This window comes from Acinetobacter sp. ANC_7513 (assembly GCF_056779915.1).
The window spans coordinates 22,752-47,845 of record NZ_JBWYIW010000016.1 but is presented as its reverse complement, the minus strand read 5'-3'; the positions used below and the strand labels follow the sequence as shown (position 1 = coordinate 47,845).

Below are 25,094 nucleotides of genomic sequence, written 5' to 3'. Positions count from 1 at the left end.
GTTGTTTTACCATGGTCAACGTGACCGATTGTGCCCACGTTAACGTGTGGCTTATTACGTTCAAACTTAGCCTTAGCCATGAGATCTTCCTTTTTAAACTACTCATGGAGGATCACTCCATGAGCACTTGGTTTTAAACTATGAATTAGTTGGGCTTATAGTAATCGAAAGATTACTCGTCGTCACCTTTTTTACCACCAGCTTGGAACTTAGCAATGATGCCTTCAGCCACGTTACGTGGAGTTTCAGCATATTTAGCAAATTCCATAGAGTAAGTCGCACGACCTTGAGACATAGAACGCATGTGTGTTGCGTAACCGAACATCTCAGAAAGTGGAACTTCAGCACGGATTGCTTTAGTACCGCCAGGTAAATCGTCCATACCTTGAACCATACCACGACGACGGTTTAAGTCACCCATGATATCGCCCATGTAGTCTTCTGGAGTTTCTACTTCAACTTTCATGATAGGTTCAAGAAGAACAGGATCTGCTTTCATGAAACCATCACGGAATGCGTAAGAACCCGCCATTTTGAACGATAATTCGTCAGAGTCGACATCATGGTAAGAACCATCGAACAATGTCGCTTTGATGCCAACAACTGGGTAACCAGCTAGGACACCATTCTTCATACGTTCTTGAATACCTTTGTCTACAGCACCAAAGAATTCTTTAGGTACAACACCACCAACAACTTCTTCAGCGAACTCGTAGTCTTTACCAGCTTCAGGATCCATTGGCTCTAAACGTACATATACGTGACCGAATTTACCTTTACCACCAGTTTGACGAACAAACTTACCTTCTTGCTCAACAGATTTTTTAATCGTTTCGCGGTAAGCAACCATTGGTTTACCAATGTTCGCTTCAACACCGAATTCACGCTTCATACGGTCAACGATGATGTCAAGGTGAAGCTCACCCATACCAGCAATAATAGTCTGACCAGATTCTTCATCAGTACGAACGCGGAATGATGGATCTTCTTTCGCCAAGCGGCCCAAAGCAACTGACATTTTTTCTTGGTCAGCTTTAGTTTTAGGTTCAACTGCAAGTGCAATTACTGGCTCTGGGAATTCCATACGCTCCAATGTGATTACGTTGTTTTCATCACAAAGTGTATCACCTGTAGTCGTATCTTTAAGACCTACACATGCCGCGATATCGCCCGCACGAATTTCTTCGATGTCATGACGGTCATTAGCGTGCATCTGTACAATACGACCAACACGTTCACGTTTAGATTTAACAGGGTTATAAACTGCACTACCAGCTTTTAGAACACCTGAGTAAACACGAACGAATGTCAAGTTACCAACGAATTTGTCGTTCATAATTTTGAACGCAAGCGCAGCAAACGGTGCTTCATCAGACGCTTCACGAGAACCTTCTGTCTCATCTTTGTCGTCTAAGATACCTTTAATTGCTTCAACGTCAGTAGGTGCTGGTAAGAATTCAATAACAGCATCCAACATACGTTGAACACCTTTGTTTTTGAACGCTGAACCACAAAGCATTGGTTGAATTTCATTCAACAATGTACGTGCACGAAGACCACCGATGATTTCTTCTTTAGTCAAATCACCTTCTTCTAGGTACTTATCCATGAGTTCTTCTGATGCTTCTGCAGCAGCTTCAACCATGTTCGTACGCCATTCTTGAGCAAGCTCAACAAGGTCAGCAGGAATTTCACCGTATTCAAACTTCATACCTTGAGATGCTTCATCCCAGATAATCGCTTTCATTTCGATAAGGTCTACTACACCTTGGAAGTTTTCTTCTGCGCCAACAGGAATCACGATTGGCACTGGATTACCACCAAGACGTGTTTTTACTTGTTCAACAGCACGGAAGAAGTTTGCACCAGTACGGTCCATTTTGTTAACGAACGCAATACGAGGTACTTTATATTTATTTGCTTGACGCCATACAGTTTCTGACTGAGGTTGTACACCACCTACAGCACAGTAAACCATGCACGCGCCGTCAAGAACACGCATAGAACGCTCAACTTCGATCGTGAAGTCAACGTGTCCCGGTGTGTCAATTACGTTAATACGGTGTTGTTCGAACTGGTTACCCATACCTTTCCAGAAGCAAGTTACTGCTGCTGAAGTAATAGTAATACCACGTTCTTGCTCTTGTTCCATCCAGTCAGTTGTTGCTGAACCTTCGTGAGTTTCACCTAGTTTGTGGCTCTCACCTGTGTAGAACAAAATACGTTCAGAAGTCGTTGTTTTACCAGCATCAATGTGTGCTGAGATACCAATGTTACGGTAACGAGAAATTGGGGTTTGACGAGCCATGATTTCTTGCATTCCTAAATTTTGTTGTTTAAAACAGGACGCTTTAAGCTGCTGAGCAGCTTAAAGCGATTCGATGACAAATCAGTGAAACCCGACTTACCACCCTCCTGAATAGGGGCTGTTTTATCCGCTTAGAAACGGTAGTGAGAGAAGGCTTTGTTGGCTTCAGCCATACGATGCACATCTTCACGTTTCTTGATCGCTGAACCTTTACCTTCAGCTGCGTCAAGCAACTCACCAGCAAGGCGTAACGCCATAGTTTTTTCAGAACGCTTAGCAGCAGCATCTACTAACCAACGCATCGCTAAAGCAGTACGACGGGATGGGCGTACTTCCATAGGAACTTGGTATGTAGCACCACCAACACGGCGTGCTTTTACTTCGACCATAGGACGAACTTTTTCAAGAGTAGTCTCGAAAAATTCAACTGGGTCTACTTTAGATTTTTCTTGAACGCGGTCTAAAGCACCGTAAACGATACTTTCAGCAATAGATTTTTTACCATCTTGCATTACGTGGTTCATGAACTTAGCGATTGTTTGGCTGCCGAACTTAGGATCCGGAAGGATTTCACGAGCAGCGACTACGCGACGTCTTGGCATTTTAATACTACCTATAAATATGACACTTCAGGTTTATCCAGCAGCAGTACAAAGTGTCATGTACTATTCGCTGGCCTTACTACACGTCGCTTGAATTTCACAAAATTAAATGCAGAAATCAGACAAGCGAGACGATAAAGGATTGCAGTTCTATACGTTTAAGAAAATGATCTAGTTAGATTATTTCTTAGGACGCTTAGTACCGTATTTAGAACGAGACTGGTTACGATCTTTAACACCAGCACAGTCTAAAGAACCACGAACGGTATGGTAACGTACACCTGGTAAGTCTTTAACACGACCACCACGGATAAGAACAACACTGTGCTCTTGTAGGTTATGGCCTTCACCACCGATATAGCTAGATACTTCAAAACCTGAAGTTAAGCGAACACGGCAAACTTTACGCATTGCTGAGTTAGGTTTTTTAGGTGTAGTTGTGTAAACACGTGTACAAACACCACGACGTTGTGGACAAGCCTTCAACGCAGGAACTTTTGATTTTTCAATCAAAGTCGTACGACCCTTACGGATCAACTGATTTGTTGTTGCCATGTGGCAATTCTCCCGTTAATAAAAAGCCCCAAAAAATACTACTTTTTGAGGGCATGCAATTGTAAGCCAAGAAGTAAAAATGGTCAACATTCAACATGACATCAAATATTGACCATTGTGTGCTTACAACGAAATTTTCAGAATGATTTGATCAACCATTCATAACTAAATTTATTGTTTTTTCTGTGACGTAGGTAGTGAGTTTGCTGCTTAGTCTTTCTTTTTTGAATTACGACGCTTAGGGGGCGCTTTTACCTGCACAATAGGTTCGCCTTGAGGCTGGTCTTTATCAGCGTCTTGAACACTTTCATTAGAAGCCGATTCCACATGTTTTTCAGCTAAGGCCTTAAGACCATCCTCAACACTGACCACTTCTTCTTTTTCAGACTCGGTAGATTTTGCTTCAATTTTAATTGCTGAAATTGAATCATTATGAACTGCAGACTCATCAACTTGAATAGACTCTTCTCCTTCAAGTTTTTTTGCAAACTCTTCAACCTCAACCACTAACTCATTATTGATTGACACTGCGGAATTCAATGCGAGTGAAGATTGCTTTAATAATTCTGTACCGCGCTCAAAGGCCTCCTGAACAGATACCTGCTCATCTGGATGTTGGAGAATGTACTTCTGTGCTCCTGAAAAAACAGCTCTAGCTTTAGTATGAGCCTCTTCCACAAAACGCCAGCTATATACTGCACCAATACCAGCACCAGCCACAGGTGCTAATTTAGATAAAATTGAAATTTGAGGAATCTGATTCAACCAATTCCATTTATAACCACCTTCAGGATTACTCAGCCAATTTTTTAAAGCCGTGAAGTCGTTACTAGAGCCCAATAGGGTTTGTAGCTGATGAGTATCTTGTGTTTCCAATAAATTTGCGACTGTTCTTAATGCCACTAAAAGTGTTTGCTTTTCCGCAATAACACCTAAATCGACTTGTTTGAATACATACTCAACGATCTCTTGCTCTTGACGATGATTAAGTTCAAAACCGTGCGCGCGCCCTTCTTGGTAAATACTACGCAACGTAAATGCCAACGAGAAAGGAATATCGATGGCCGTACCAACTACGCCTGTCGCACCAGACACTGCCCCCTGAACCGCTGCAATCAACTTATTTTGATTGGCTAATGCTTCACCGATACGATTCGCACGATCAGGGCTTGATTTAAGTTCATCCAAGCTTTTTGCACCAACTTCCTTTAATACATGCTCAACTGAACTTAACTCAGAAACAAAATCATTCAATTTATCAAAAAAATAATCTGCAACTTTGTTGTTTAAGTCCGGAGAGATAAAAGAAGCAACATTATTTAATTTACTGTAATGACGACCAAAAATTTTTTGAGAAACTTGAGGGACATGATCACGAAATAATTGTTGAGGGGTTTCGTACTTTTTTTGTTCAGTCATTTTTCTCTCATCTAAAGTTATGTCAATAATTTTTTGTGGATCAGGTTGTTGCGTCAATTTCGCAATTGATCCTGGTGCAACATGTTGTGCCAGTTCAAATCCAGTAGCACTGAGCTTTTTAGCCACTCCAAATGCTTTTAATACCAGTCCGCTAGATTGCTTATTATTAGAATTTGCCATTTACAACCCTCCTTCGCATTTATCACTTATGTTTAAAATTCTATGCGCAGTCAAGAGTTATCTCAACTTTATCGTGTTTTATTCGGTTGCAATATAGTGAACATATCTGCCAATAAGCGTTTTAACGCTGCGATATTGATTTGCCATAAGAATTTAAAATAGATTCTGATATCATGATACGAATTTTTGACAAGATCTTATGGACTTTTACATCCAATCAAATCATCGATGTGAATTTTTCCATAAAATGACTTCACCATAATAGGGAATTGTAAATGAAACGTGTTGTAATCACTGGTATGGGCATTAACTCATGCATTGGTAATACATTAGAAGATGTAAATCATGCCTTACAAAATGGTATTTCAGGCACACGTTTTAACCCAACTTATGCTGAACTTAATTTTAAAAGTCATGTTAGTGCTGCAGCAGAACAAAATTTTGACGGTATTGACCGTAAACTGAAACGCTTTATGGGTGTATGTGCGATGTATGCCTATAACGCTGCAGTCGCTGCGGTTGAAAATGCGGGTCTAACCGCTGAAGATCTTGCGGGCAATCCTCGTTATGGTATTGCGGGTGGTTCAGGCGGTAACTCTACAGCTTCTGTCGCTGAAATGATTGAACTTCTTGAAGAGAAAGGCGCACGTAAAATTGGCCCTTTCTTTGTTCCACGCAATATGTCAAATACTATTACAGCTAACGTTGGTGTGGCATTCAAATTACAAGGTATCGCTCACTCTATTACAAGTGCTTGTGCAACCTCAGCTGATGCCATTGGTTACGCATACAACCTGATTCAACTTGGCAAACAGGATCTAATGCTCGCTGGTGGTGGTGAAGAAGACCATTGGTCACAAAGTCTATTATTTGATGCAATGGGTGCTTTATGCTCAAAATATAATGACTCACCAGAAACCGCTTCTCGCCCTTACTCTGCTGATCGTGATGGTTTTGTCATTGCTGGCGGCGGTGGTTTCGTGGTACTTGAATCTCTTGAGCATGCTCAAGCGCGCGGTGCAAATATTCTTGCTGAAGTCGTTGCATATGCAGCCAACTCTGATGGTGCTGATATGGTCGCACCATCAGGTGAAGGTGCAACACGTTGCATCTTGATGGCACTTGATGAAGCAAAACAGCATGGTGTTGAAAAAATTGATTATGTAAATACACACGGCACATCTACACCAGCTGGTGATGTGACTGAATTGAAAGCAATGGAACGCGCATTCGGTGAAGGTCAAGTACCACCTTTAAGTTCAACAAAATCTATGACAGGTCATAGCTTAGGCGCTGCAGGTGTACAAGAAGCGATTTACTCTATTCTCATGATGCAGAATGACTTTATTGCACCAAATATCAACGTTACTGAGCTTGATGAAGGTGCAAAACCATTTGATATCGTACTTGAAAAACGCGATACAAAACTGAATACTGTAATGAGTAACAGTTTTGGTTTCGGCGGCGTAAATGCCTGCCTCATTTTCAAGAAATGGGAAGGCTAATTTAATTCCGCCCATAATGGGTGATTAGATGGATGCTCCTTCAGATGCTTTCCTATGGGTAAAAGCATTACATATTATTGCTGTGGTATGTTGGTTCGCTGCTTTGTTCTATCTACCACGGCTTTATGTTTATCATGCGATGAGTGACGATGCCATAAGTCATCAACGCTTTGAAGTCATGGAACGTAAGCTTTATCGTGGCATTATGTGGCCTGCGATGATCGCAACATTGATCACTGCACATTTTTTAGTGGACTGGGGTGATGCAACTCGACATTATCATGAAGCTTTATGGTTTTATTTAAAAGTTGGTTTAGTCGGATTACTGGTCATATACCACCTAGTGTGTGGATATTACCGTAAAAAACTCATTGATAATGCACACTATAAAAGTCATAAGTTCTGGCGCTATTTCAACGAAATGCCCACATTGATCTTATTCGCAGTTGTAATTTTAGTTGTGGTCAAACCTACATTCTAACTAAAGAATATAAAAAAACCTCCATTCGTGGAGGTTTTTTCTTTCTCTAAAAATTAATTATGGTTACGCTTACGCATACGTGGTTTATAAAGAACACGGTATGTTACAGCTAACAGAATCAACCAGATTGGGCTAATCATCAAAGCTTTAAGCGTGTCTGGCTCTAAACTTAAAATGATTAATGCAAATAGCAAAAATGCCAATACAACGTATGACATTGCCACTCCACCCGGCATTTTAAAATTCGACTTTTCATGTAGCTCAGGTCGCAATTTACGGTAGCGTATATAGCACACCATGATAATCGCCCAAATACTAATGAAAAGAATCACACACAGCGAACTTGCTAATGTAAAAGCTTCCATCGTATTTGGCACAAAATACTGAAATGCTGCACCGGCCATAATAAATGTACATGAAAAGATTAATCCCTTAGCAGGTACGGCACGACTTGAAAGTTCTGCTAGCTTTTGAGGGGCTTGGCCGTCACGGGCCAATCCAAATAACATTCGACTGGTAGAAAAGACACCACTGTTCATGGAAGACATCACAGAAGACAAAACCACTAGGTTCATAATCACAGCAGCTGAACCAATACCCGCAAATAAGAATAATGTGACAAATGGACTTTGATCTGCTGGGATATTGATCCAAGGTGTCACAGACATAATCATGATCAACGAAAGCACATAGAAAATAATAATACGTGTCGGAATAGCATTAACCGCTTTTGGTAAATTTTTTTCAGGATCTTTGGTTTCCGCAGCCATCGTCCCGAGTAACTCTACACCAACAAAGGCAAACATTGCGATTTGAAAGCCTGCCAAAAAGCCCATGGTTCCTTTCGGGAACATTCCACCATGAGACCAAATGTTACTGAAGCTTGCAACAGCACCACTTGGTGACTGAAAACTCGTAAACACCATGAAGGCACCCACCAAGATCAATCCAATAATGGCTAGAATTTTGATTAATGCAAACCAAAACTCAATTTCACCAAAAAGTTTTACAGTGACTAAGTTAATTGCGAGTATGAATAAGACACATCCTGCACTAATCGCTGCTTGCCCCATTGGGGTAAACATTTGATCTGGAGGTAACCAAAAACTGAGATAATTGATAATTGCTGCTAAATCAGCAATACCGACCAAAATCCATCCCAGCCAATAGGACCAACCAATATAATACCCTGCACCTGGTCCAATGAGATCATGTGCCATATCAATAAATGATTTGTAGTGCAGATTAGATAAAAGAATTTCACCAAGGGCACGCATCAAGAAAAAAAACATGGCACCAATAATCATATAAATGATGATGATTGAAGGTCCTGCAAGTGAAATCGTTTTTCCTGAGCCCATAAACAACCCTGTACCAATCGCTCCACCGATGGCGATGAGTTGTAAATGTCGATTTGAAAGCTTACGCTGTAATTCATTGGGAGATGATTGTTCATCAATATTTGTGGTTGTCATTATTCAACATCCTTTTACACCATCTAATCTAATCGATCAGCCTAAATTCCGCTTCAAACTGAGATTCGAGAGATTTTGTTATTATGAGAGGAGCCATAAATGACTCTTCCTCGTGAAGTCTTACTTATATTCAGTTATTTCAATGCAGCAATCACTGCGATTTCAATTAACCATTCTGGATTAACGAGGTCAGCCTGAATGGTTGCTCGTGATGGTGGTATTGAATCCTCCATCCATTCAATCCAAATTTGATTGAAGATTTGAAAATCTTCCAAATTCTTCACGAAAACTTGTGCTGACAATAAACGAGATTTATCTGTGCCTACTTGAGCCAAAAGAGCGTCGATCGTATTCAGCACATCTTTCGTTTGTAAGGCGATATCAGGCGTCGTAATCTTAGGTACTTGACCAGAAAGATAAGCCACTTGATTAAAGACTGTAACTGCACTCATCACGCCATTACTATTGAATTTTTGAATATCCTGATTTTGCATATTAATTCCTTGATTACTCAGTATCGATCCTAGTGTTGATCGTTGAATTTTTAACATTAAATTTCTAGAACAAATGGAACCCGCGTCGTTACGCCACACATTAACTCATATCCCACAGTACTCGCTCCTACAGCGACCTCATCAATCGGTAACAAACTTCCGTACTTTGAGACGCCCCACAGTACGACTTCACTGCCAATTTTTGCATCTTCAATATGCGTGATATCAACAGCTAGCATGTCCATACTTACACGACCAATCAAAGAAGTTTTTTGTCCATTCACAAGCACTGTTGTGCCAGATTGAGTAATCCGTTGATATCCATCTGCATATCCACAAGCGACAATGCCAATTTTCATAGCTTGTTCTGCAAAAAATGTCGATCCATAGCCAATACTTTGCTGAGGATTAATTTCTTGAATTGCAATCAATTCACTTCTTAAAGACATTGTTGGTTTTAAGTCCCAATCTTGAATAGTATGGGTTGGATAATCCGGTGAACTCCCATACAACATAATGCCACTACGTACAATGTTAGAGTGGACATGATTGGCATGTCTAAGAATGGCTGCGCTATTACTTAGTGAACAAGGACCACCTAAAACGCTGATGATTTGATTGAATACTGAAATTTGATAGTCAACCCCAACCTTATTCAAGCGCTCGCCATCAGCATCAGAAAAATGTGTCATGTGAGTGATTGATGCCACTTGTGGCAATTCAGTTAACAGACTCCAAATTTCAGGGTAACGTTGAGGTTGGAATCCTAAACGGTTCATACCACTGTTCATTTTCAAAAAAATATTAAAATGAGCATCAAGACTAAACCGCTTAATCCATTCGACTTGAATCTCGTTATGAACGGTAAATTGAAGATCTAAATCGTGACACAACTGTAAGTCCGCTTCTTGAAAGATACCTTCCAAAAGCAAAATTGGGCCTTTCCAACCTAAATCTCGAACTCGTTGTGCTTCACTCAGCTCTAGAAGTGCAATTCCATCTGCATCCACTAAGGCTGAATAAATGCGCTCGATCCCATGACCATAAGCATTAGCTTTAACAACAGCAAAAACTTGGGCATTCGGTACATGTTGCTTAGCAACTTTCAAATTATGCTTGATCGCGTTTAAGTGAATAACAGCCTGTATTGGGCGAGACATATTCCTTGTCCTATTATTTATTTTTTAATAGCAAACCACGCAGCCTTTATGCTGCGTGGTTATAACGTTGAATTGAAAGTCCATCGGTACTAATCTCTGGAGTCCGATTCAGCACTAAATCACTAATCAGCTTTCCAGAACCACATGCCATAGTCCAACCGAGCGTGCCATGTCCAGTATTTAAAAATAGATTCTTATATTTCGTCGCACCGATAATAGGCGTACTGTCTGGCGTCATTGGTCGTAGTCCCGTCCAGAAGCTGGCTTGTGCCATATCTCCGCCTGGGAACAAATCACGCGTTACCATCTCTAAGGTGCCACGGCGATCCTCATTTAACTCTTTATTAAAACCACTTAACTCAGCCATCCCACCAACACGAATTCGTTGATCAAAACGAGTTATTGCAATCTTGTAAGTTTCATCTAAGACAGTTGATTGAGGGGCATATTGCGCATCCACGATAGGTATAGTTAATGAATATCCCTTTACAGGATAAATGGGCAAATCTAGACCTAATGGTTTAATAAAATCTCGTGAATAGCTACCGAAGGCAAGTACATAACGATCTGCCGTGAGTACCTGACCGTCTACAATAACGCCTTTAATTTCGTCGCCCTCAACTACGAGTTTTTCAACATTTTGATTAAATTTAAACTTAACACCAATACCTTTTGCATATTCAGCAAGCGCGTTGGTAAAGATATAGCAATCACCAGTCTCATCATTTGGAAGATGTAAGCCACCGACTAATTTGTCTTTAACTTCCGCTAATGCAGGTTCAACTCGACCTAGACCTTCACGATCTAATAACTCAAATTCGACACCTGTTTCTTTTAAAACTTCAATGTCTCGTTGAACTGCGTCTAATTGCGCATCCTTACGAAAAATTTGTAATGTTCCTTTTGAACGATTCTCATAAGATATGCCAATATTTTCGCGTAATTCTCTTAAACAATCTCGACTGTATTCAGCAACACGTACCATACGCTCTTTATTGATGGCGTAATGTGCCGCATTGCAGTTCTTCAACATTTGAGCCATCCATTTCAGCTGCCACAAGCTTCCATCTACATTAATTGCTAATGGTGCATGATGTTGAAACATCCATTTAACCGCTTTAAATGGAATTCCTGGTGCGGCCCATGGTGTAGAATACCCAGGAGAAATCTGTCCTGCATTGCCAAAACTCGTTTCTTCGGCAGGACCTGATTGACGATCTAATACAGTGACGCTTGCTCCTTGTTGCGCTAGGTAATACGCACTTGCAACACCAATGACACCACTACCTAATACAATAACGCGCATGAACTATCCCTCAGCACTGTGTAGTTTATTTCACTAGTATATTTTTGCTTTAATAGTTTTTTTCACTCTTTTAATCGTTATAATTTAGGTAATTTAAGGGTTTTATCCTGAAAAAATTAAAAAATAAGGAAATTATTCATGCGGAAATTAGATCGCACTGATCGTATGATTTTAGATATTCTGCAAAAGGACGGTCGTATTGCCATTAGTGAACTGGCTGCAAAAGTAAATCTTTCTACAACCCCATGCTCGGAAAGAGTGAAAAGACTAGAACGAGATGGCATTATTATGGGCTATTACGCCCGATTAAATCCGGAGTTATTGGAGCGTAATTTACTCGTCTTTCTAGAAATTAAGTTATCGGCGAAATCTGGAGATGTTTTTGATCAAGTCGCCAAGAATTTAGTTGAGATACCTGAGGTATTAGAGTGTCATTTAATTTCAGGTGAATTCGATTACTTGGTGAAAGCGAGACTAAAAGAAATGAGTGCTTATCGCCAACTACTGGGTGACCTGCTTAAAATGCTTCCCTCCTCTGCATCCTCCCATAGTTACATCGTGATGGAAGAGGTCAAAGAGTCCTTGTACTTGGATCTAAGCTAAGCTACGAAGAGCAATCTCTTGAGAGTTGCTCTTGAGCCCAAATTTCGGCTTAGATTAATCAACGTAATTTAAAATTTGATGGAAAGCTTGAATTCTGGCTTTGGGTGCAGCAGCGGCTAACTCTGCATCACTGCCATAACCGTATTCCACCGCAATCGTTTCAATCCCATTTTTTCGAGCACCGATAATGTCATGCTCTCGGTCCCCTACCATTAAACAGGTTTCTGGCTTAATTTTTTCTCGCTCTAAAATATATGCAATAAGTTCAGCTTTATTGGTGCGGTCACCATTTAACTCACTGCCATAGGCATAATCAAAATACGGTGTGAGATTGAAATGTTCAAGAATTTTCTGGGCATACACCTCAGGCTTTGCAGTAGCTAAAAACAATCTGTAACCTTTGTTCTTAAGTGTTGCCAATGTCTCTGCTACATCTTCAAATAATAAATTTTCAAATAAACCTTTTACAGCAAAGCGTTCACGATAACCAAGTAAAGCCTGTTCCGCCAAATCATCATTCACATCAACCTTCAAAATTTTGGCCAACGAGGCTTTTAAAGGTGGTCCAATAATCCAATCAATATTCTCATCCTCCGCGATAAGATGACCTACTTTTTCTAAACCATAACGTGCAGAAGTCGTAATACCCACTTTAGGATCAGTTAGCGTTCCATCTAAATCAATGAGAATATTTTTAATCATGCTGTACCTTTTTTAGAAATGCTATCGAGACTTCTCAGAAACTTGCCTATACTACTCCAAATTGATCGATGAAGGACATTGTTGTGCGCCCTACTGTATTGTGCTTTTCTGGTTTAGATCCATCTGGTGGTGCTGGCTTACAAGCAGATATTGAAGCGATCGGCCAAAGTGGTGCTCATGCAGCAATCGCATGTACAGCGTTAACCATTCAAAACTCTCAACAAGTTTTTGGATTTGAAGCAACCTCAAAAGATTTACTGCTGGCTCAAGCGAATGCTGTAGTGAACGATCTTCCTATCAAAGTAGTGAAATCTGGCATGCTCGGCACTACCGACAATATCGCCGCTTTGGCAGAATTCCTAAGAGCACATCCTGATTTCCAATATGTACTCGATCCAGTTTTGGTTGCCAATAGTGGTGGCTCATTAGGAAATCAAGCAACATTGGTCAAGGCTTTTGTTGAATTGATTCCTCTTGCTACGATTCTTACACCGAATACCGTTGAACTTCGCGCATTAACAGGCTGTGAAGATTTAGATCAAGCTACACAGAAGTTATTTGAAATGGGTGCTAAAGCTGTATTAGTCAAAGGTGGTCACGAAGACACACCGACTTATATTAGAAATGCACTCTACATCAACGGTGATATGGTCTCTGAAACAAAATGTCCTCGTCTTGAAGGTGAGTATCATGGTTCAGGCTGTTCTCTTGCTAGTTTTATTGCAGGGAGGTTGGCACAAGGTGATCAAATTAAAAATGCAGTTCACCATGCGGAAACATGGCTATTTGGTGTATTAAAACGTGCTGAAATCCCAGTTGAAGGTGGCCAAAGAATTCCAAAACGCTTCTAAATAAAAAGCCCACTGACTGTGGGTTTTTTTTTATTAATCTTTTAGTCTTTCTTTGACTGATCGGATATGTTCTCTATTGGTTTTCCACGATTTTTGAAGCGCTGCTTTTTCAATACGATATTTAATTCTCTGTAGTCTACGATCATCAATCACTTTCATTTGGTAGCTTTTAACTTCTTCAATCCAACTTTTACCCCAATGAACATGTACAGGAATTGGTGTTTTAAACTCACAATTAGGCACGAAAACTATTAACCCATGTATCGACAGATTTGAATCGATTAAATCTTTTAACAATCCCTCTAAAACCTTTATATGCTTGTAGTTTTGGTGCAATGGATTTTGAAATTTATGGCTAGATTTATAAATTTTTTGAGTCCACATTTTTTGATGTGATGAGCCAAAAATCCAACCTTTATAGTTTTTGGTCTCAATCACAAATATTCCATAAGGACTCAATAAAATATGGTCAATCTGTGTGGTCTGATTGTCCTGATCCAAAAATGTTAGATCATTCAGTAAAATATAGTCCTCATTCAAAAATTTTTTTGCATGATATTGGACAATGTATTCACCCAATTTTCCTTTGATATAAGGTACAAACATTTTGAATACAGGGATGATTGCTAGAATTAAGATCAACCACCATAACTGCGATATGAGATTAAAAACAATTGTAATTATAGGATTTTCATTAGACATAATTTTTGTATTTCATATGTTTATGCTGTTATAACATCACCACTTATCATCTTCAAGCTGCAGCAGCTTAAGCTTATTTTCCACACCTCCTGAAAATCCGACCAGCTTGCCATTGACACCTATTACACGATGACAAGGTACAATGATCGCGATAGGATTTTTCCCATTGGCCAAGCCTACCGCTCGAACCGCTTTTACATTCCCAACATCCTCAGCAATTTGCTTATACGTTCTAGACTCTCCAAAAGGAATTTTTAACAGCGCATTCCATACCGAGCGTTGGAATTCTGTCCCATAAAGTTCTATAGGCAAATCAAATACCTGACGTTGTTTTAAAAAATATTCGCGAAGCTGTGTTTCGGCAATGCATAAAATCTCGTGATCATCCCGCTGAATTACGATTTGATTTCGGATAAACTGAGGAAGTGCATTCTCCCAAGCGACAACAATCAATGCTCGATCATGAGCAACCAATTGAAGTTCACCGACAGGTGTCATTATTTTTTTTAAATAAAATTGAGTCATTTTTTAATCGCCTGAAAGTTGAATCATCTAACTATGTTGATGATAACTTCATCAAGACCAAACCCGAAATAATCAATACTGCAGCGATCATTCTCATTGCATTTGCAGGTTCTCCAAGAATAAAAATCCCAACCACAAATGAACCTACAGCGCCTATGCCTGTCCATACGGTATAAGCTGTCCCGAGTGGCAAAGTTTTCATCGCATGGGAAAGTAAAGCAAAACTTGCGATCATGAAAACGATCGTCAAAATACTGGGTGTCAATTTGGTGAATCCATCTGAAACTTTCATAAAATAGGCCCAGACCACTTCCAACAACCCTGCAACAATCAAGACTAACCAAGCCAAAATAAACCCTCTCTCAATTAAAAAAAGCAGCGTATGGATACGCTGCCTTAAATCTTACGCTGAAGCTAATTTCATCATGACTAAACCTGAAATAATCAGAATAGCCGCAATCATCCGCATTGCTGTCGCAGGCTCACCCAGAATAAAAATGCCGACTAAAAAAGACCCTACTGCACCAATCCCCGTCCAAATCGTATAGGCAGTTCCCAGAGGGAATGTTTTCATGGCATGTGCCAACAACCCAAAACTGAGAACCATAAAAAATAGAGTAATTGCAGTCGGTGTGAATTTAGTAAATCCTTCAGACATTTTCATACTATATGCCCAAACGATCTCAAATAAACCCGCGAGAATAAGAATAAACCAAGCCATGATGCCTGCTCCCAATTAAAATAATTTAAGAGTCAGGCCGTCCTGACGATTTTTCTCAGAGAAATGAGGGAGGTCGTTCCTCCAAATGATGGTTGAATTATATCAACACACGCACAAAATAGGCGCAATTTTACAATTTTTGACCCAAAATACACCTACAAAAAATAGGTCATTATCGGACTAGCTTTTCTAGATTATTTCTGCATTTTTAGGCTATTGTATTACAAAGGCGATCGCTATTGGCAGATAGAAGACTAAATCCGCACTAAATTAAAACACTTTACTGCACTATAGAATCACTGGTCTGGGATGTTTAAATTTAAATTGATTTTTTATCTCGCTCTTTTAAGACTTATTAATGAAGATAAGCCAAATAATGAGCAACGAAAATTTCTCCCCCCTAACAATTCAACAGAAAGGATAAGAAGATCCATTATTTGTAAAAAAGGACTCAAATGAGTCCTTTTTATACATTTATTGTCTAATAAACAAACCATTGAACTAAATATGATTATAATCTAATCAAATTATCCAGACTGTTATCAACACAGATATCCACCATGTTATCCATAAACTTATCCACAGATGTGTGTAGTGTTATACATGTTTCGGATCAAACGTTAATTGAACCTACTTTCGCCAACTCTGCACGCATTTCATCAATTACAGCTTTATAATCTGGCTTTCCAAAAATGGCAGAACCAGCCACAAACATATCAGCACCAGCTTCAGCGATTTCACGAATATTTGCTGGACCAACACCACCATCAACTTCTAAGCGAATATCTTTACCAGATGCATCAATAATTTTGCGTGCTTCACGAAGCTTATCTAGTGTCATTGGGATAAACTTTTGTCCACCGAAGCCAGGGTTGACGCTCATTAATAAGACTTGATCCACTTTATCCAGTACATAATCAAGGTAATGTAAAGGTGTTGCAGGGTTAAAAACTAAACCTGCTTTAGCACCACCAGCTTTAATCAGCTGCAATGAACGGTCGATATGGTCTGATGCTTCTGGATGAAAAGTGATGATATCTGCACCCGCTTCTAAGAAATCTCCGATCATACGATCGACTGGTTTCACCATAAGATGAACGTCAATTGGAGCCTGAATACCATATTTTTTAAGTGCCTTACATACACCAGCACCAAAAGTTAAATTTGGTACATAATGATTGTCCATTACATCGAAATGGACCACATCTGCACCTGCTTCAAGTACATTTTCGACTTCTTCACCTAAGCGAGCGAAATCAGCAGATAAAATCGATGGAGCAATTAAGAATGGCTTGGACATGTCAGGACCTGGCGGGAAATTAGAATTCAAAAGATGATTATAGCAAAACTTCGTTTATTCATTCCTTCGAAATTACTGCTATTTAAATTTCAACTCAAAATGCAAATCGTTGATTAAAAAATATTCAAGGACGGAATATGACTTATGCAAAGCTATGTTGCATATTCGGAACAACCTTATAGTGAGATGAATGTTAAGATACAATGAATTTCAAGTATTAGGGTAAATAATGAAAACAACCACAACGATAGAAAGCTCCGAAGCATTACGTATCGCTAAACGATTAAGCAATCATTGGAAACATAAATTTGATGTCGCCAATACCGATGACCAATATCAAATTTTTATGCCAAAAGTGACAGTTGAATTATCAATACAACCTGATCAACTTCATGTCAGTGTTGTGAATAAAGAAGAAATATCTTTAGAAGAATTAATACGACTAGAAAATGTCGTGCTTGATCATATCAATCGCATGGTTCAAGCTGACTATCAAGTTATATGGTCTAGAGAAAGTTAAAGAAAAACCGACATAAAGTCGGCTTTTCATTATTTTTGCTGTTTAAATTCAGTAACACGGCGAATTCGTTCTTCTGTGGCAGGATGACTTGCAAAGAGATCAAGAATTTTTGATTGATCTTCGTCTTCCCCCATATCATCACTCATACGTTTTAAAAAGTTTGCAAAATGCACTGTATCCATTTCATGTTTATGCATGAGTTCTAGCGCATACTGATCTGATTCTAACTCAAACCTCCGTGAATATCCTGCACCAATCATGGCAACTGGCAAAGTCGCAATTAAATCCGATCCATCACCAGTGATAGCAATATAAAGTACGCTGAATCCTAGGCTCGAAAGACCTTGTTGTAAGCTGTGACGTTTTAATAAATGTGCTTGTTCATGTGCCAAAACGCCGATAATTTCCTGATCATTCTTGGCAAGCTTTACTAATTCATCGGTGAGATAAATTGTATTGTTTGGCAATGCGAGTGCATTGGCTCCAAGCGAGGTACCTTCCCTAAATTTCAACTGAGCGGGACGACCCTCAGCAACATATTTCAGATAATCCGCGAGAATCCGATCCTGTCTTTGCTGTGATAACTGAGAAGGTTTAGTGTATTCGGCTAAATAAACTTCTGCCTGACCACCCAAACGATTCAGCGTATTTTCTGGCAGCTGGAAAGCAACAATGTGCGATGCCGTCGGTATTCCCCATTTAATGACGGAGAAACCAAGTGCGACCACGAAAATAACACTAAAAATAATCAACGATGGTGTACGTTCAAGTTTCCATACTTTTTGATGAAAATTTTTATGCTCAACAGGCAACCATTCAGGAAGCTGACGCTCATGAAATTCAATCCTAGCGTCATGTGTTAACTCTAAAGCTGGATTACGTCGACCAATTTTACCAAGCAATACCATTTCATCTGCATGATAGTAGACTGTTTTCACTTCGCCTTTATCTGTATAACTGACAGCGATACTGTCTTGATTAGCAGGGCGAATCTGTGCTGTAAAAGGCTTAGAAAGAACACCATCATAATATGTCACTGTGAGAGGTTGATTCATTGAATTAACTCCTAAAGTGAAATATCAATATCAAAAATATCACTAATTTCTTCCGCGATGGCACTATGATCACTTTGCGCAATATTCATCATCAGGTTTGGATCATCATTTAATTCTAAGCTCATCGATTCAACTTGGTATCGATAAATGCGAATAGCAGCCCATGCTGACAATAATCCTAAACTTAAGATTCTAGCGATCCAATTACTCGCAACAATCCATGCATAGCGCCATTGATTACAACTGGTCTTAAACTGACTGCTGTTGAGTGTTGTGCTATTCCACGTAGTAATAAAAATTCGTGCCTGTATTAACGGACCAATAAACAACATTCCAATCGCATAAACGGCAAAGATCATCATCAGCATCATATCCATTCCATGACCACTGAGTATTGATAATGTCGAACCACCAAATCCGATGAGCATAAGAATCAATACAAAGAGAATCATGGGAACATATACTGCTCGCATATAACTAGGCCAGTCATTGTTTAATTGAAATTTGAGTTGTCCAACGTACAAATGATTAAGCGTATATTTTTTATAAATCCAAATTGCGACAGGGCTAAATATTCCTAATGTAAAAATGGTGATAGCAAGCGCAATTAAAAATTGTTTATAGGCTTCTTTATTCGTGCCAGAAAAATAAAAACGGCTGTTCCCAAATTTACTGTTGCGCGCATTAAATCGAATTGTGGCTCGTACCAACCATGGAAGAGCAATATAAATAATCAGTCCACCAAATGCTGCTATCGTCATATCCATATATGAGGCAATCGCAAATATTGCCCAAATGCCAATGGCTATCAGTCGACCAATCAAAATTTTAGTCGGTAAACCAGTAAAATCAAAAAAGCGATGAAAAAATTCGGTATTGTTATAAAAATATCTTAAACGACGTACTTTCGCCCATGGCGCATATAGGCTCAATGTCGCAATCGTCAATAAAATATTGACGATCCATATGCCAAAGTACTCCATCGCATTGCCATGAAATTTAAATTTAAATACTTTCCCCATATAAATCGGTCGATTTTCATCTGCATCAGATAATGGAAATGGATCGTTGATGAACGGTAAGGGTGCTTGTTCAGCGGAGTGTTCTGATGAATTCATTATTATTTTCTCTGATTATAAAAATGACATCCCGAGAGATGTCATCATTCAACATGGTTTAAATGTGATATCGCACACATTATAACGAACTTAAGTATGAATATCTTAAAATTCAAATGAGATTAATTTTGCAATTGTAAAGCATGGAATTGCAGATGATCATCAATAAAACTTTGGATAAAGAAGTATCCATGATCATAACCCTCATGCTCCCGCAATGTGAGCTTTTGACCTACGGTTTTACATGATTCAGCAAATAGCGCTGGATTAAGTTGAGCATAAAACTGATCTGCAACCCCCTGATCAATTAAAACTTCGTGATATAGAGCACCCTTTTCTTTCACGAGTTCATTCGCATCATGTGCTTTCCATAACTCACGTTCTTCTCCGAGGTAAGCTGAAAATGCCTTTTCACCCCATGGACAAATTGATGGCGCACAAATCGGTGCAAATGCTGAGACTGACTTAAATAAGTCTGGATACTTCCAAGCAAGCGTGAGTGCACCGTGTCCTCCCATGCTGTGACCAAAAATACCAATCCCCTCATCCTGTACAGGAAACGATGTAAGAACTAGAGAATACAGCTCATGTATAAGATACGACTCCATCTGATAATGCTCAGCCCAAGGTGCTTGAGTTGCGTTTAAATAGAATCCAGCCCCTTGCCCTATATCCCAAGAATCCCCGACCGCCACGTCGTCACCACGAGGTGATGTATCTGGAGCAATCAATATAATTCCCAATTGTGCAGCTAAACGTTGTGCGTGTGCTTTGATGACAAAAGTTTCTTCAGTACAAGTCAAACCTGCAAGATAGTACAACGCAATACATTTTTGACCTTCGAGTGCCTGTGAAGGTAAAAATACAGAAAATTTAGTCGGATTTTTCAAAAACTTTGAATTGATCTGATAAACACGTTGTTCACCATCAAAACATTTATTCTTTTGAACCAATTCCATTGCACTGCCTCACACATTTAATTTTTAAAACATCATCGCATATTCGTAAACTGAGCACTATCACTCTGGTGTTCACTACTTACGGTTGATAATCCAACCTGAGGAAATAATCTCTTTTCAAGTTGCGGCAACATAATTTCCATATTCTTACCAATGACCCATTGTGGCTCTGATGGCATAAACCCTTGTGCATTTTCCCAATGCGCAATATTGACTGATGCATCTTCAAAGGCTTCACGTAAGCTATTTTTTTCACGCATCGCTAAATCAAAGAAAGCACGTCCAAAATAAGTCGAGTCTGCATCATTTGAACAACCAAAAGACTCTCGATCTGCTGCAGCTGCAGTAATGACTAATGTATCTGGCGATTGCAACGCTGGAATAAAACTACCAGAGAAACATGATGAAATCACAATGACTCTCCACCTGATCCCTGATTTATCAAGCGTTTGGCGCAACCATTTTGGATCTATGTCTTCCAAATCAATTGGCGTATTCTCCATTTGAAATTGGTTACTCAATCCATGGGAAGTCATATAAAGAAACAGGACATCACTTTCACGATTCATCTGAGCGCCAATACGTTGCAATGCCAAATCAATACTGGTCTTTGACGCAATTGGATATTCTTCGCGAGTCGCAGGATTATTAATTAACGCAATTGAACGACCAAAGGTTCCGAAACGCGTATCAAATTGATCTTTAAATCTTTGAATTTCCAATTTGAATACATCTTGATAACTTGCACCAGCTACGCCCATAAAATACCAATGCGAGTTCGCAAACTCTCCAAATTGAATCTGTTCAAGCGCCTGATTTAATAATCTGCTTTGCGCGTAAAATGATTGTTCTGAAATACTTGGAGGCGCCTCATCTACCTTCCAAATTGGTTGACTTTGTGACGAAATCTGCCACACAAAAAGTGTAAAAAACGTGGCGATCATGATGAGCAGTCGCTCCCACCAAGGCCATTTTAATTCACGCGAAAAAACCCAAACAACAGCTAAACTTTGCCAAACAAACAATAAAGAAAATATGTGCTGCAAATGATCAACAAGGAAATTAGGTTGATAGTCAAAGTTATTAAAATAATATTGGATAAGACACTGAATCAAAACAATATGTGTGTCTAGTACTAACCAAAGTAATGCTGGCACTAACATCAAACGTGGATTATTAGTACGCTGTGAAAGGAAAATCCCAACAATTAAAGCAATAAATGGCCAGAGCGCATAACTCACTAATCCTTGAGAATTAAATTCTCCAGCACCATTCGATAACAACCAGCTAAATAAAGAGCTCGCTGAACCTCCAAGAATTCCCCAAAAAATAAGTTGAAGAATTGATGGCCTTACAATCTGTAGTGATTTCCTTGAACCTAAAAATAACCAAATCCCTGCAAGCTGGTTACTTTTTAAATCATGCCAAAAGTTAATTGAAGGTTTAAGGTCTATCATAAGATTACTGTGTAGGTGCTTGGATCAGCTTTTTTAAGTTTATGCTCGGTTAAATAATTATCAATGCTACTTTTAACTATATAACAATTTTTCGATTATTTTTGAGTCATTTACCAAACTACTCAGAAACAATCGTTTGAAAATAGGCATCAAAGCGACATGCATCACCTAACCATTGATGATCAGGTTTTTGCGCATTGAGATAAACAGCATGTCTTGGTCGCTTTACAATAACTCGCTTAGCAACGCTTTGAGCCAATGCCAACAATTCTTCACCTAAATCCATCTCTCCATCTTCAGGCAACAGAAGATGTAACAGCTGCATTTGTTTTTTCACTTGCGCTTGTTTTTTAATGGCATTTTGATTCTGATCGCGCTGTGGAAACATTGGATCTAAATACACTACATCGGCATCGACGAGTTGGTTTGCACATTGCTTAAGATAATCAGCAGAATCTGAGAAAACCAGCTGTATACGCGCAACAATACTCTTTAAAAATGGGTCAAGACTCGCTTGTTGATGAGTAGATTCTAACAAAGTATATAAAATTGGATGTCGTTCAACTAATGTGACATTTGCCCCTAAATGTGCCATCAGTAAACTGTCATGCCCAAGCCCTGCGGTGGCATCAATGAGCTGGGGTTTTTCAGATAACTGGCATGCCCTCGCAATCATTTCAGATTTCAAGCTAGCACGTTTTAAGCGACCGACTTCGGCTTTCCAATCAGGTTGCATACGCATGCCCTGTGCGCACAGCCACAACCCATCTTGATCAACACAAAGCGCAAGTTCAGGATGATGTCTGAAAAATCGAGCATTCAATTTTTCAACCTCTTCGATTGTTGACTGCACCCCACGAGAAGAAAGCACAGCATTAAAATGCTGTGCTTTCTCAAGAAAATCTCGTTCAGCAAATAAGCGTATTTCGCTTACCATAATTTCCAACCTGTAAATGCAAAGAGAAGGATCACTAAACCTGAAGCAATTCGATACCAAGCAAAAATCATAAAATCACGTTTTGCGACATAGGCAACCAAAGCTCGAATGAGTAATAAAGCTGAGACAAATGAAACAATCAACCCAGTTGTCAACACTGCCCAATCTTCAGCAGTCTGGAACACATCATAGCTTTGATATAAATCTAATAATCCAGCACCAATAATGACTGGAATTCCAAGAAAGAATGAAAATTCGGTTGCTGCTTTGCGGGAAACGCCTAAAAACATTGCCCCGATGATCGTAGCACCAGAACGTGACGTACCTGGGATCAAAGAGAGCACTTGAATTAAACCAATCCAAATTGCATCTTTATAACTGAGCTCTTCAACTTCTTTGACACGTATTCTTGGGGGATTTTTTTCTACCCAAATGATAATTAAACCACCCACAATCAGGCCAATTGCAATCGCGTAGTTATTAAATAATAGCTCTTTTACTGTTTGCCCAAAGGTCAAACCTATTGTAACAATTGGGATTGAAGCCAAGATTAAACCAAATCCGAGTCTTCTACCTTGGGCTTCGCCAGTGACCATACCCGTTGCAGCACCCCATAAGCGCGACCAATATTCATAAATAACCGCTGCGATTGCCCCCATTTGAATGGCAATCACAAAGACATCACTTTTTTCCTTGGTCCAGAAATTCATGAGTTCAGCGGCTAAAATTAAATGGCCTGTACTAGAAATGGGTAAAAACTCAGTAATACCTTCAACGATACCCATAATTGCCGCTTTAAGCAGCAGTAAAAGATCCATAGAAATTCCTAATTATGCTTTGCCTTGTTCTGGAATTTTTTTCCACGCATTGTCACGTAAATAAACGGGTAGTGCGAGATCGGCACTGAGCCATTGTTCTTTTAAAGCATGTTCACGTGCAATCGTCGCTATATCCTCAGCAGTTGCTTGGACATGTGAATAATCATTTAATTCGGGATGAATACATTTTGTTCCTGAACCAATCATTTGAAACTTTTGATAGGCTGCAGCATTTTCATAATTTAATAATTGCTCTTCATCCACCAACTGCATTAAACCTTGAGCATTTAACTGAAAACTTGCAATGTAGACCTCACTCATTCTTGCATCAAGTACAGCCGTAACTTCTGTCAGTAGATACATTCGATAAGCAGCCTGTGCCAGAGCTTGAAGGGATGAAACAGGAATCACAGGCACGTCATGTGACCATGCAAGTGCCTGAGTGACTGCTGCATTAATACGCACACCGCTGAATGAGCCAGGACCACGACTAAAAGCGATCGCATCCAAATCTGAAACGTGTACTTCAGCTTGCTGAAAAGCTGCTTCAATCATTGGGAGGATAGATTGGGTCTGCGCTTTTGCACGATCATCTAGTTGATAAAAAAGTACTTGATTCTCATCAATTAACGAAACTGAGCACTGCTCATTGGCAGTTTCTAATGCAAGCAATTTCATGCATGCCCCTATAAATCGTTAAAAATGGTGCTAATCATACTCCACTCGAATTATTCCTGCGAGAGCAGATCTGTTCAGATTTAGTGATTATTGAACGCTCGTATCAATCTCAACACTTATATTTAAAATTCAAATTTTTCAAGCTGAGTGAAATTTTTGAAATGATGCGCATAATGCATCGCACTCATTTTGAGTTTAGCTTCTGCAAACTCATCTAATGTTTTAATTACTTTGCCAGGAGAGCCCATCACCAATGAATTATCTGGGATGATTTTACCTTCTGGAATCAACGCATTCGCGCCAATAATGCAATTTTTACCGATTACAGCATTATTTAATATGACGGCGTTGATACCAATCAAACTATTATCTCCAATCGTACAACCATGTAACATTGCTTGATGACCAATGGTGACATATTGCCCAACATTCAATTCAATGCCGGGATCAGTGTGTAAGACGGCATTTTCTTGAATATTACTGAAATCACCAATACGAATTTTGCAGTTATCCCCGCGTATTACCGCACCAAACCAAACACTCACCTCTTGTCCAAGTTCAACATCGCCAATCACAGTGGCATTTTCTGCAATCCATCCATTCCATGGTTGAATCGTCGTTGAAGGGATTTTGTCTTGAAATTTGTACATCATATGCAGCAAT

Annotated in this window: 27 protein-coding genes and 1 pseudogene; 5 read left to right on the top strand and 23 right to left on the bottom strand. The window is 39.5% G+C overall.

Annotation, left to right across the window (positions count from 1 at the left end):
* The 5 genes and pseudogenes from AC1M9B_RS13880 to AC1M9B_RS13860 all read right to left on the bottom strand — a co-directional run.
* Positions 1-80, bottom strand: a pseudogene (locus tag AC1M9B_RS13880) (hypothetical protein); the annotation flags it as partial.
* Positions 81-172: 92 nt separating this feature from the next.
* Entirely contained in the window at positions 173-2,308 is a 2,136-nt protein-coding gene (fusA, locus tag AC1M9B_RS13875) for an elongation factor G (RefSeq protein ID WP_035268315.1), read from the bottom strand.
* Positions 2,309-2,439: 131 nt separating this feature from the next.
* The gene (gene rpsG / locus AC1M9B_RS13870) at positions 2,440-2,910 is read right to left on the bottom strand and encodes a 30S ribosomal protein S7 (protein ID WP_004648014.1); all 471 of its coding nucleotides are present in this window, start codon (positions 2,908-2,910) and stop codon (positions 2,440-2,442) included.
* Between the two features lie 180 nt (positions 2,911-3,090).
* A complete protein-coding gene (rpsL, locus tag AC1M9B_RS13865; RefSeq protein ID WP_004648013.1) occupies positions 3,091-3,465 on the bottom strand; it encodes a 30S ribosomal protein S12 in 375 nt (124 codons plus the stop codon).
* 210 nt (positions 3,466-3,675) lie between these two features.
* Positions 3,676-5,064 carry an EcsC family protein gene (locus AC1M9B_RS13860; RefSeq protein ID WP_481609313.1) on the bottom strand — a complete coding sequence of 463 codons (1,389 nt, stop codon included), beginning with the start codon at positions 5,062-5,064 and terminating at the stop codon, positions 3,676-3,678.
* 275 nt (positions 5,065-5,339) lie between these two features.
* On the opposite strand from AC1M9B_RS13860, the gene AC1M9B_RS13855 reads away from it, so the two are divergent.
* Both AC1M9B_RS13855 and AC1M9B_RS13850 read left to right on the top strand, forming a co-directional pair.
* Complete coding sequence (locus tag AC1M9B_RS13855; RefSeq protein ID WP_035268310.1) at positions 5,340-6,569, top strand: beta-ketoacyl synthase N-terminal-like domain-containing protein; 1,230 nt, start codon at positions 5,340-5,342, stop codon at positions 6,567-6,569.
* Positions 6,570-6,597: 28 nt separating this feature from the next.
* The gene (locus AC1M9B_RS13850) at positions 6,598-7,050 is read left to right on the top strand and encodes a CopD family protein (RefSeq protein ID WP_481588043.1); all 453 of its coding nucleotides are present in this window, start codon (positions 6,598-6,600) and stop codon (positions 7,048-7,050) included.
* A 53-nt stretch (positions 7,051-7,103) separates the two neighbouring features.
* On the opposite strand, the gene AC1M9B_RS13845 is transcribed toward AC1M9B_RS13850, so the two are convergent.
* The 4 genes from AC1M9B_RS13845 to AC1M9B_RS13830 all read right to left on the bottom strand — a co-directional run bounded on the left by AC1M9B_RS13845 (position 7,104) and on the right by AC1M9B_RS13830 (position 11,485).
* Positions 7,104-8,525 (bottom strand): amino acid permease, encoded by a 1,422-nt coding sequence (locus tag AC1M9B_RS13845; RefSeq protein ID WP_092768649.1) that lies wholly within the window; start codon positions 8,523-8,525, stop codon positions 7,104-7,106.
* 134 nt (positions 8,526-8,659) lie between these two features.
* Positions 8,660-9,019: a RidA family protein gene (locus AC1M9B_RS13840; protein WP_035268302.1), complete on the bottom strand. Its 360-nt coding sequence runs from the start codon at positions 9,017-9,019 to the stop codon at positions 8,660-8,662.
* Between the two features lie 56 nt (positions 9,020-9,075).
* Entirely contained in the window at positions 9,076-10,179 is a 1,104-nt protein-coding gene (alr, locus tag AC1M9B_RS13835) for an alanine racemase (protein ID WP_481609312.1), read from the bottom strand.
* A gap of 46 nt (positions 10,180-10,225) precedes the next feature.
* Positions 10,226-11,485 carry a D-amino acid dehydrogenase gene (locus AC1M9B_RS13830; RefSeq protein WP_481609311.1) on the bottom strand — a complete coding sequence of 420 codons (1,260 nt, stop codon included), beginning with the start codon at positions 11,483-11,485 and terminating at the stop codon, positions 10,226-10,228.
* Between the two features lie 138 nt (positions 11,486-11,623).
* On the opposite strand from AC1M9B_RS13830, the gene AC1M9B_RS13825 reads away from it, so the two are divergent.
* Positions 11,624-12,088, top strand: a complete 465-nt coding sequence (locus tag AC1M9B_RS13825) for a winged helix-turn-helix transcriptional regulator (RefSeq protein WP_092768640.1) — start codon at positions 11,624-11,626, stop codon at positions 12,086-12,088.
* Between the two features lie 54 nt (positions 12,089-12,142).
* Here AC1M9B_RS13825 and AC1M9B_RS13820 read toward each other — a convergent pair whose 3' ends face one another.
* Positions 12,143-12,790, bottom strand: a complete 648-nt coding sequence (locus AC1M9B_RS13820; protein ID WP_481589576.1) for an HAD-IA family hydrolase — start codon at positions 12,788-12,790, stop codon at positions 12,143-12,145.
* A gap of 83 nt (positions 12,791-12,873) precedes the next feature.
* Between AC1M9B_RS13820 and AC1M9B_RS13815 the strand changes: the two genes are divergently transcribed.
* A complete protein-coding gene (locus tag AC1M9B_RS13815) occupies positions 12,874-13,641 on the top strand; it encodes a hydroxymethylpyrimidine/phosphomethylpyrimidine kinase (protein ID WP_035268321.1) in 768 nt (255 codons plus the stop codon).
* A gap of 33 nt (positions 13,642-13,674) precedes the next feature.
* Here the strand turns inward: AC1M9B_RS13815 and AC1M9B_RS13810 are convergent, their stop codons facing one another.
* The 5 genes from AC1M9B_RS13810 to rpe form a co-directional block, all read right to left on the bottom strand.
* Positions 13,675-14,343, bottom strand: a complete 669-nt coding sequence (locus AC1M9B_RS13810; protein WP_180028721.1) for a nuclease-related domain-containing protein — start codon at positions 14,341-14,343, stop codon at positions 13,675-13,677.
* 36 nt (positions 14,344-14,379) lie between these two features.
* Positions 14,380-14,868, bottom strand: a complete 489-nt coding sequence (locus AC1M9B_RS13805; RefSeq protein ID WP_180028722.1) for a methylated-DNA--[protein]-cysteine S-methyltransferase — start codon at positions 14,866-14,868, stop codon at positions 14,380-14,382.
* 31 nt (positions 14,869-14,899) lie between these two features.
* On the bottom strand, positions 14,900-15,217 hold the full coding sequence (sugE, locus tag AC1M9B_RS13800; RefSeq protein ID WP_180000188.1) for a quaternary ammonium compound efflux SMR transporter SugE: 318 nt from the start codon (positions 15,215-15,217) through the stop codon (positions 14,900-14,902).
* 54 nt (positions 15,218-15,271) lie between these two features.
* Positions 15,272-15,589, bottom strand: a complete 318-nt coding sequence (locus AC1M9B_RS13795; protein WP_481588038.1) for a DMT family transporter — start codon at positions 15,587-15,589, stop codon at positions 15,272-15,274.
* 613 nt (positions 15,590-16,202) lie between these two features.
* Positions 16,203-16,889 carry a ribulose-phosphate 3-epimerase gene (gene rpe / locus AC1M9B_RS13790; protein WP_180000186.1) on the bottom strand — a complete coding sequence of 229 codons (687 nt, stop codon included), beginning with the start codon at positions 16,887-16,889 and terminating at the stop codon, positions 16,203-16,205.
* Between the two features lie 229 nt (positions 16,890-17,118).
* Here rpe and AC1M9B_RS13785 point away from each other — a divergent pair, with 229 nt between their 5' ends.
* Positions 17,119-17,409, top strand: coding sequence for a DUF2218 domain-containing protein (locus tag AC1M9B_RS13785; protein ID WP_481609310.1), 291 nt, complete (start codon positions 17,119-17,121; stop codon positions 17,407-17,409).
* A 29-nt stretch (positions 17,410-17,438) separates the two neighbouring features.
* Here the strand turns inward: AC1M9B_RS13785 and AC1M9B_RS13780 are convergent, their stop codons facing one another.
* The 8 genes from AC1M9B_RS13780 to AC1M9B_RS13745 form a co-directional block, all read right to left on the bottom strand.
* On the bottom strand, positions 17,439-18,464 hold the full coding sequence (locus tag AC1M9B_RS13780; RefSeq protein WP_481609309.1) for a M48 family metallopeptidase: 1,026 nt from the start codon (positions 18,462-18,464) through the stop codon (positions 17,439-17,441).
* Positions 18,465-18,475: 11 nt separating this feature from the next.
* Positions 18,476-19,486: a YjgN family protein gene (locus AC1M9B_RS13775; RefSeq protein WP_257219954.1), complete on the bottom strand. Its 1,011-nt coding sequence runs from the start codon at positions 19,484-19,486 to the stop codon at positions 18,476-18,478.
* A gap of 218 nt (positions 19,487-19,704) precedes the next feature.
* Positions 19,705-20,541 carry an S-formylglutathione hydrolase gene (gene fghA, locus AC1M9B_RS13770; protein WP_481609308.1) on the bottom strand — a complete coding sequence of 279 codons (837 nt, stop codon included), beginning with the start codon at positions 20,539-20,541 and terminating at the stop codon, positions 19,705-19,707.
* A 32-nt stretch (positions 20,542-20,573) separates the two neighbouring features.
* Complete coding sequence (locus AC1M9B_RS13765; RefSeq protein WP_180028728.1) at positions 20,574-21,998, bottom strand: C13 family peptidase; 1,425 nt, start codon at positions 21,996-21,998, stop codon at positions 20,574-20,576.
* 118 nt (positions 21,999-22,116) lie between these two features.
* The gene (locus AC1M9B_RS13760; protein ID WP_481609307.1) at positions 22,117-22,935 is read right to left on the bottom strand and encodes a class I SAM-dependent methyltransferase; all 819 of its coding nucleotides are present in this window, start codon (positions 22,933-22,935) and stop codon (positions 22,117-22,119) included.
* Positions 22,929-23,753, bottom strand: coding sequence for an undecaprenyl-diphosphate phosphatase (locus AC1M9B_RS13755; RefSeq protein ID WP_481592376.1), 825 nt, complete (start codon positions 23,751-23,753; stop codon positions 22,929-22,931). The genes AC1M9B_RS13760 and AC1M9B_RS13755 overlap by 7 nt, the downstream gene beginning before the upstream one ends.
* Positions 23,754-23,765: 12 nt before the next feature.
* A complete protein-coding gene (tsaB, locus tag AC1M9B_RS13750; protein WP_481609306.1) occupies positions 23,766-24,431 on the bottom strand; it encodes a tRNA (adenosine(37)-N6)-threonylcarbamoyltransferase complex dimerization subunit type 1 TsaB in 666 nt (221 codons plus the stop codon).
* A gap of 122 nt (positions 24,432-24,553) precedes the next feature.
* Positions 24,554-25,084 (bottom strand): gamma carbonic anhydrase family protein, encoded by a 531-nt coding sequence (locus tag AC1M9B_RS13745; RefSeq protein WP_481609305.1) that lies wholly within the window; start codon positions 25,082-25,084, stop codon positions 24,554-24,556.
* Positions 25,085-25,094: the final 10 nt, after the last annotated feature.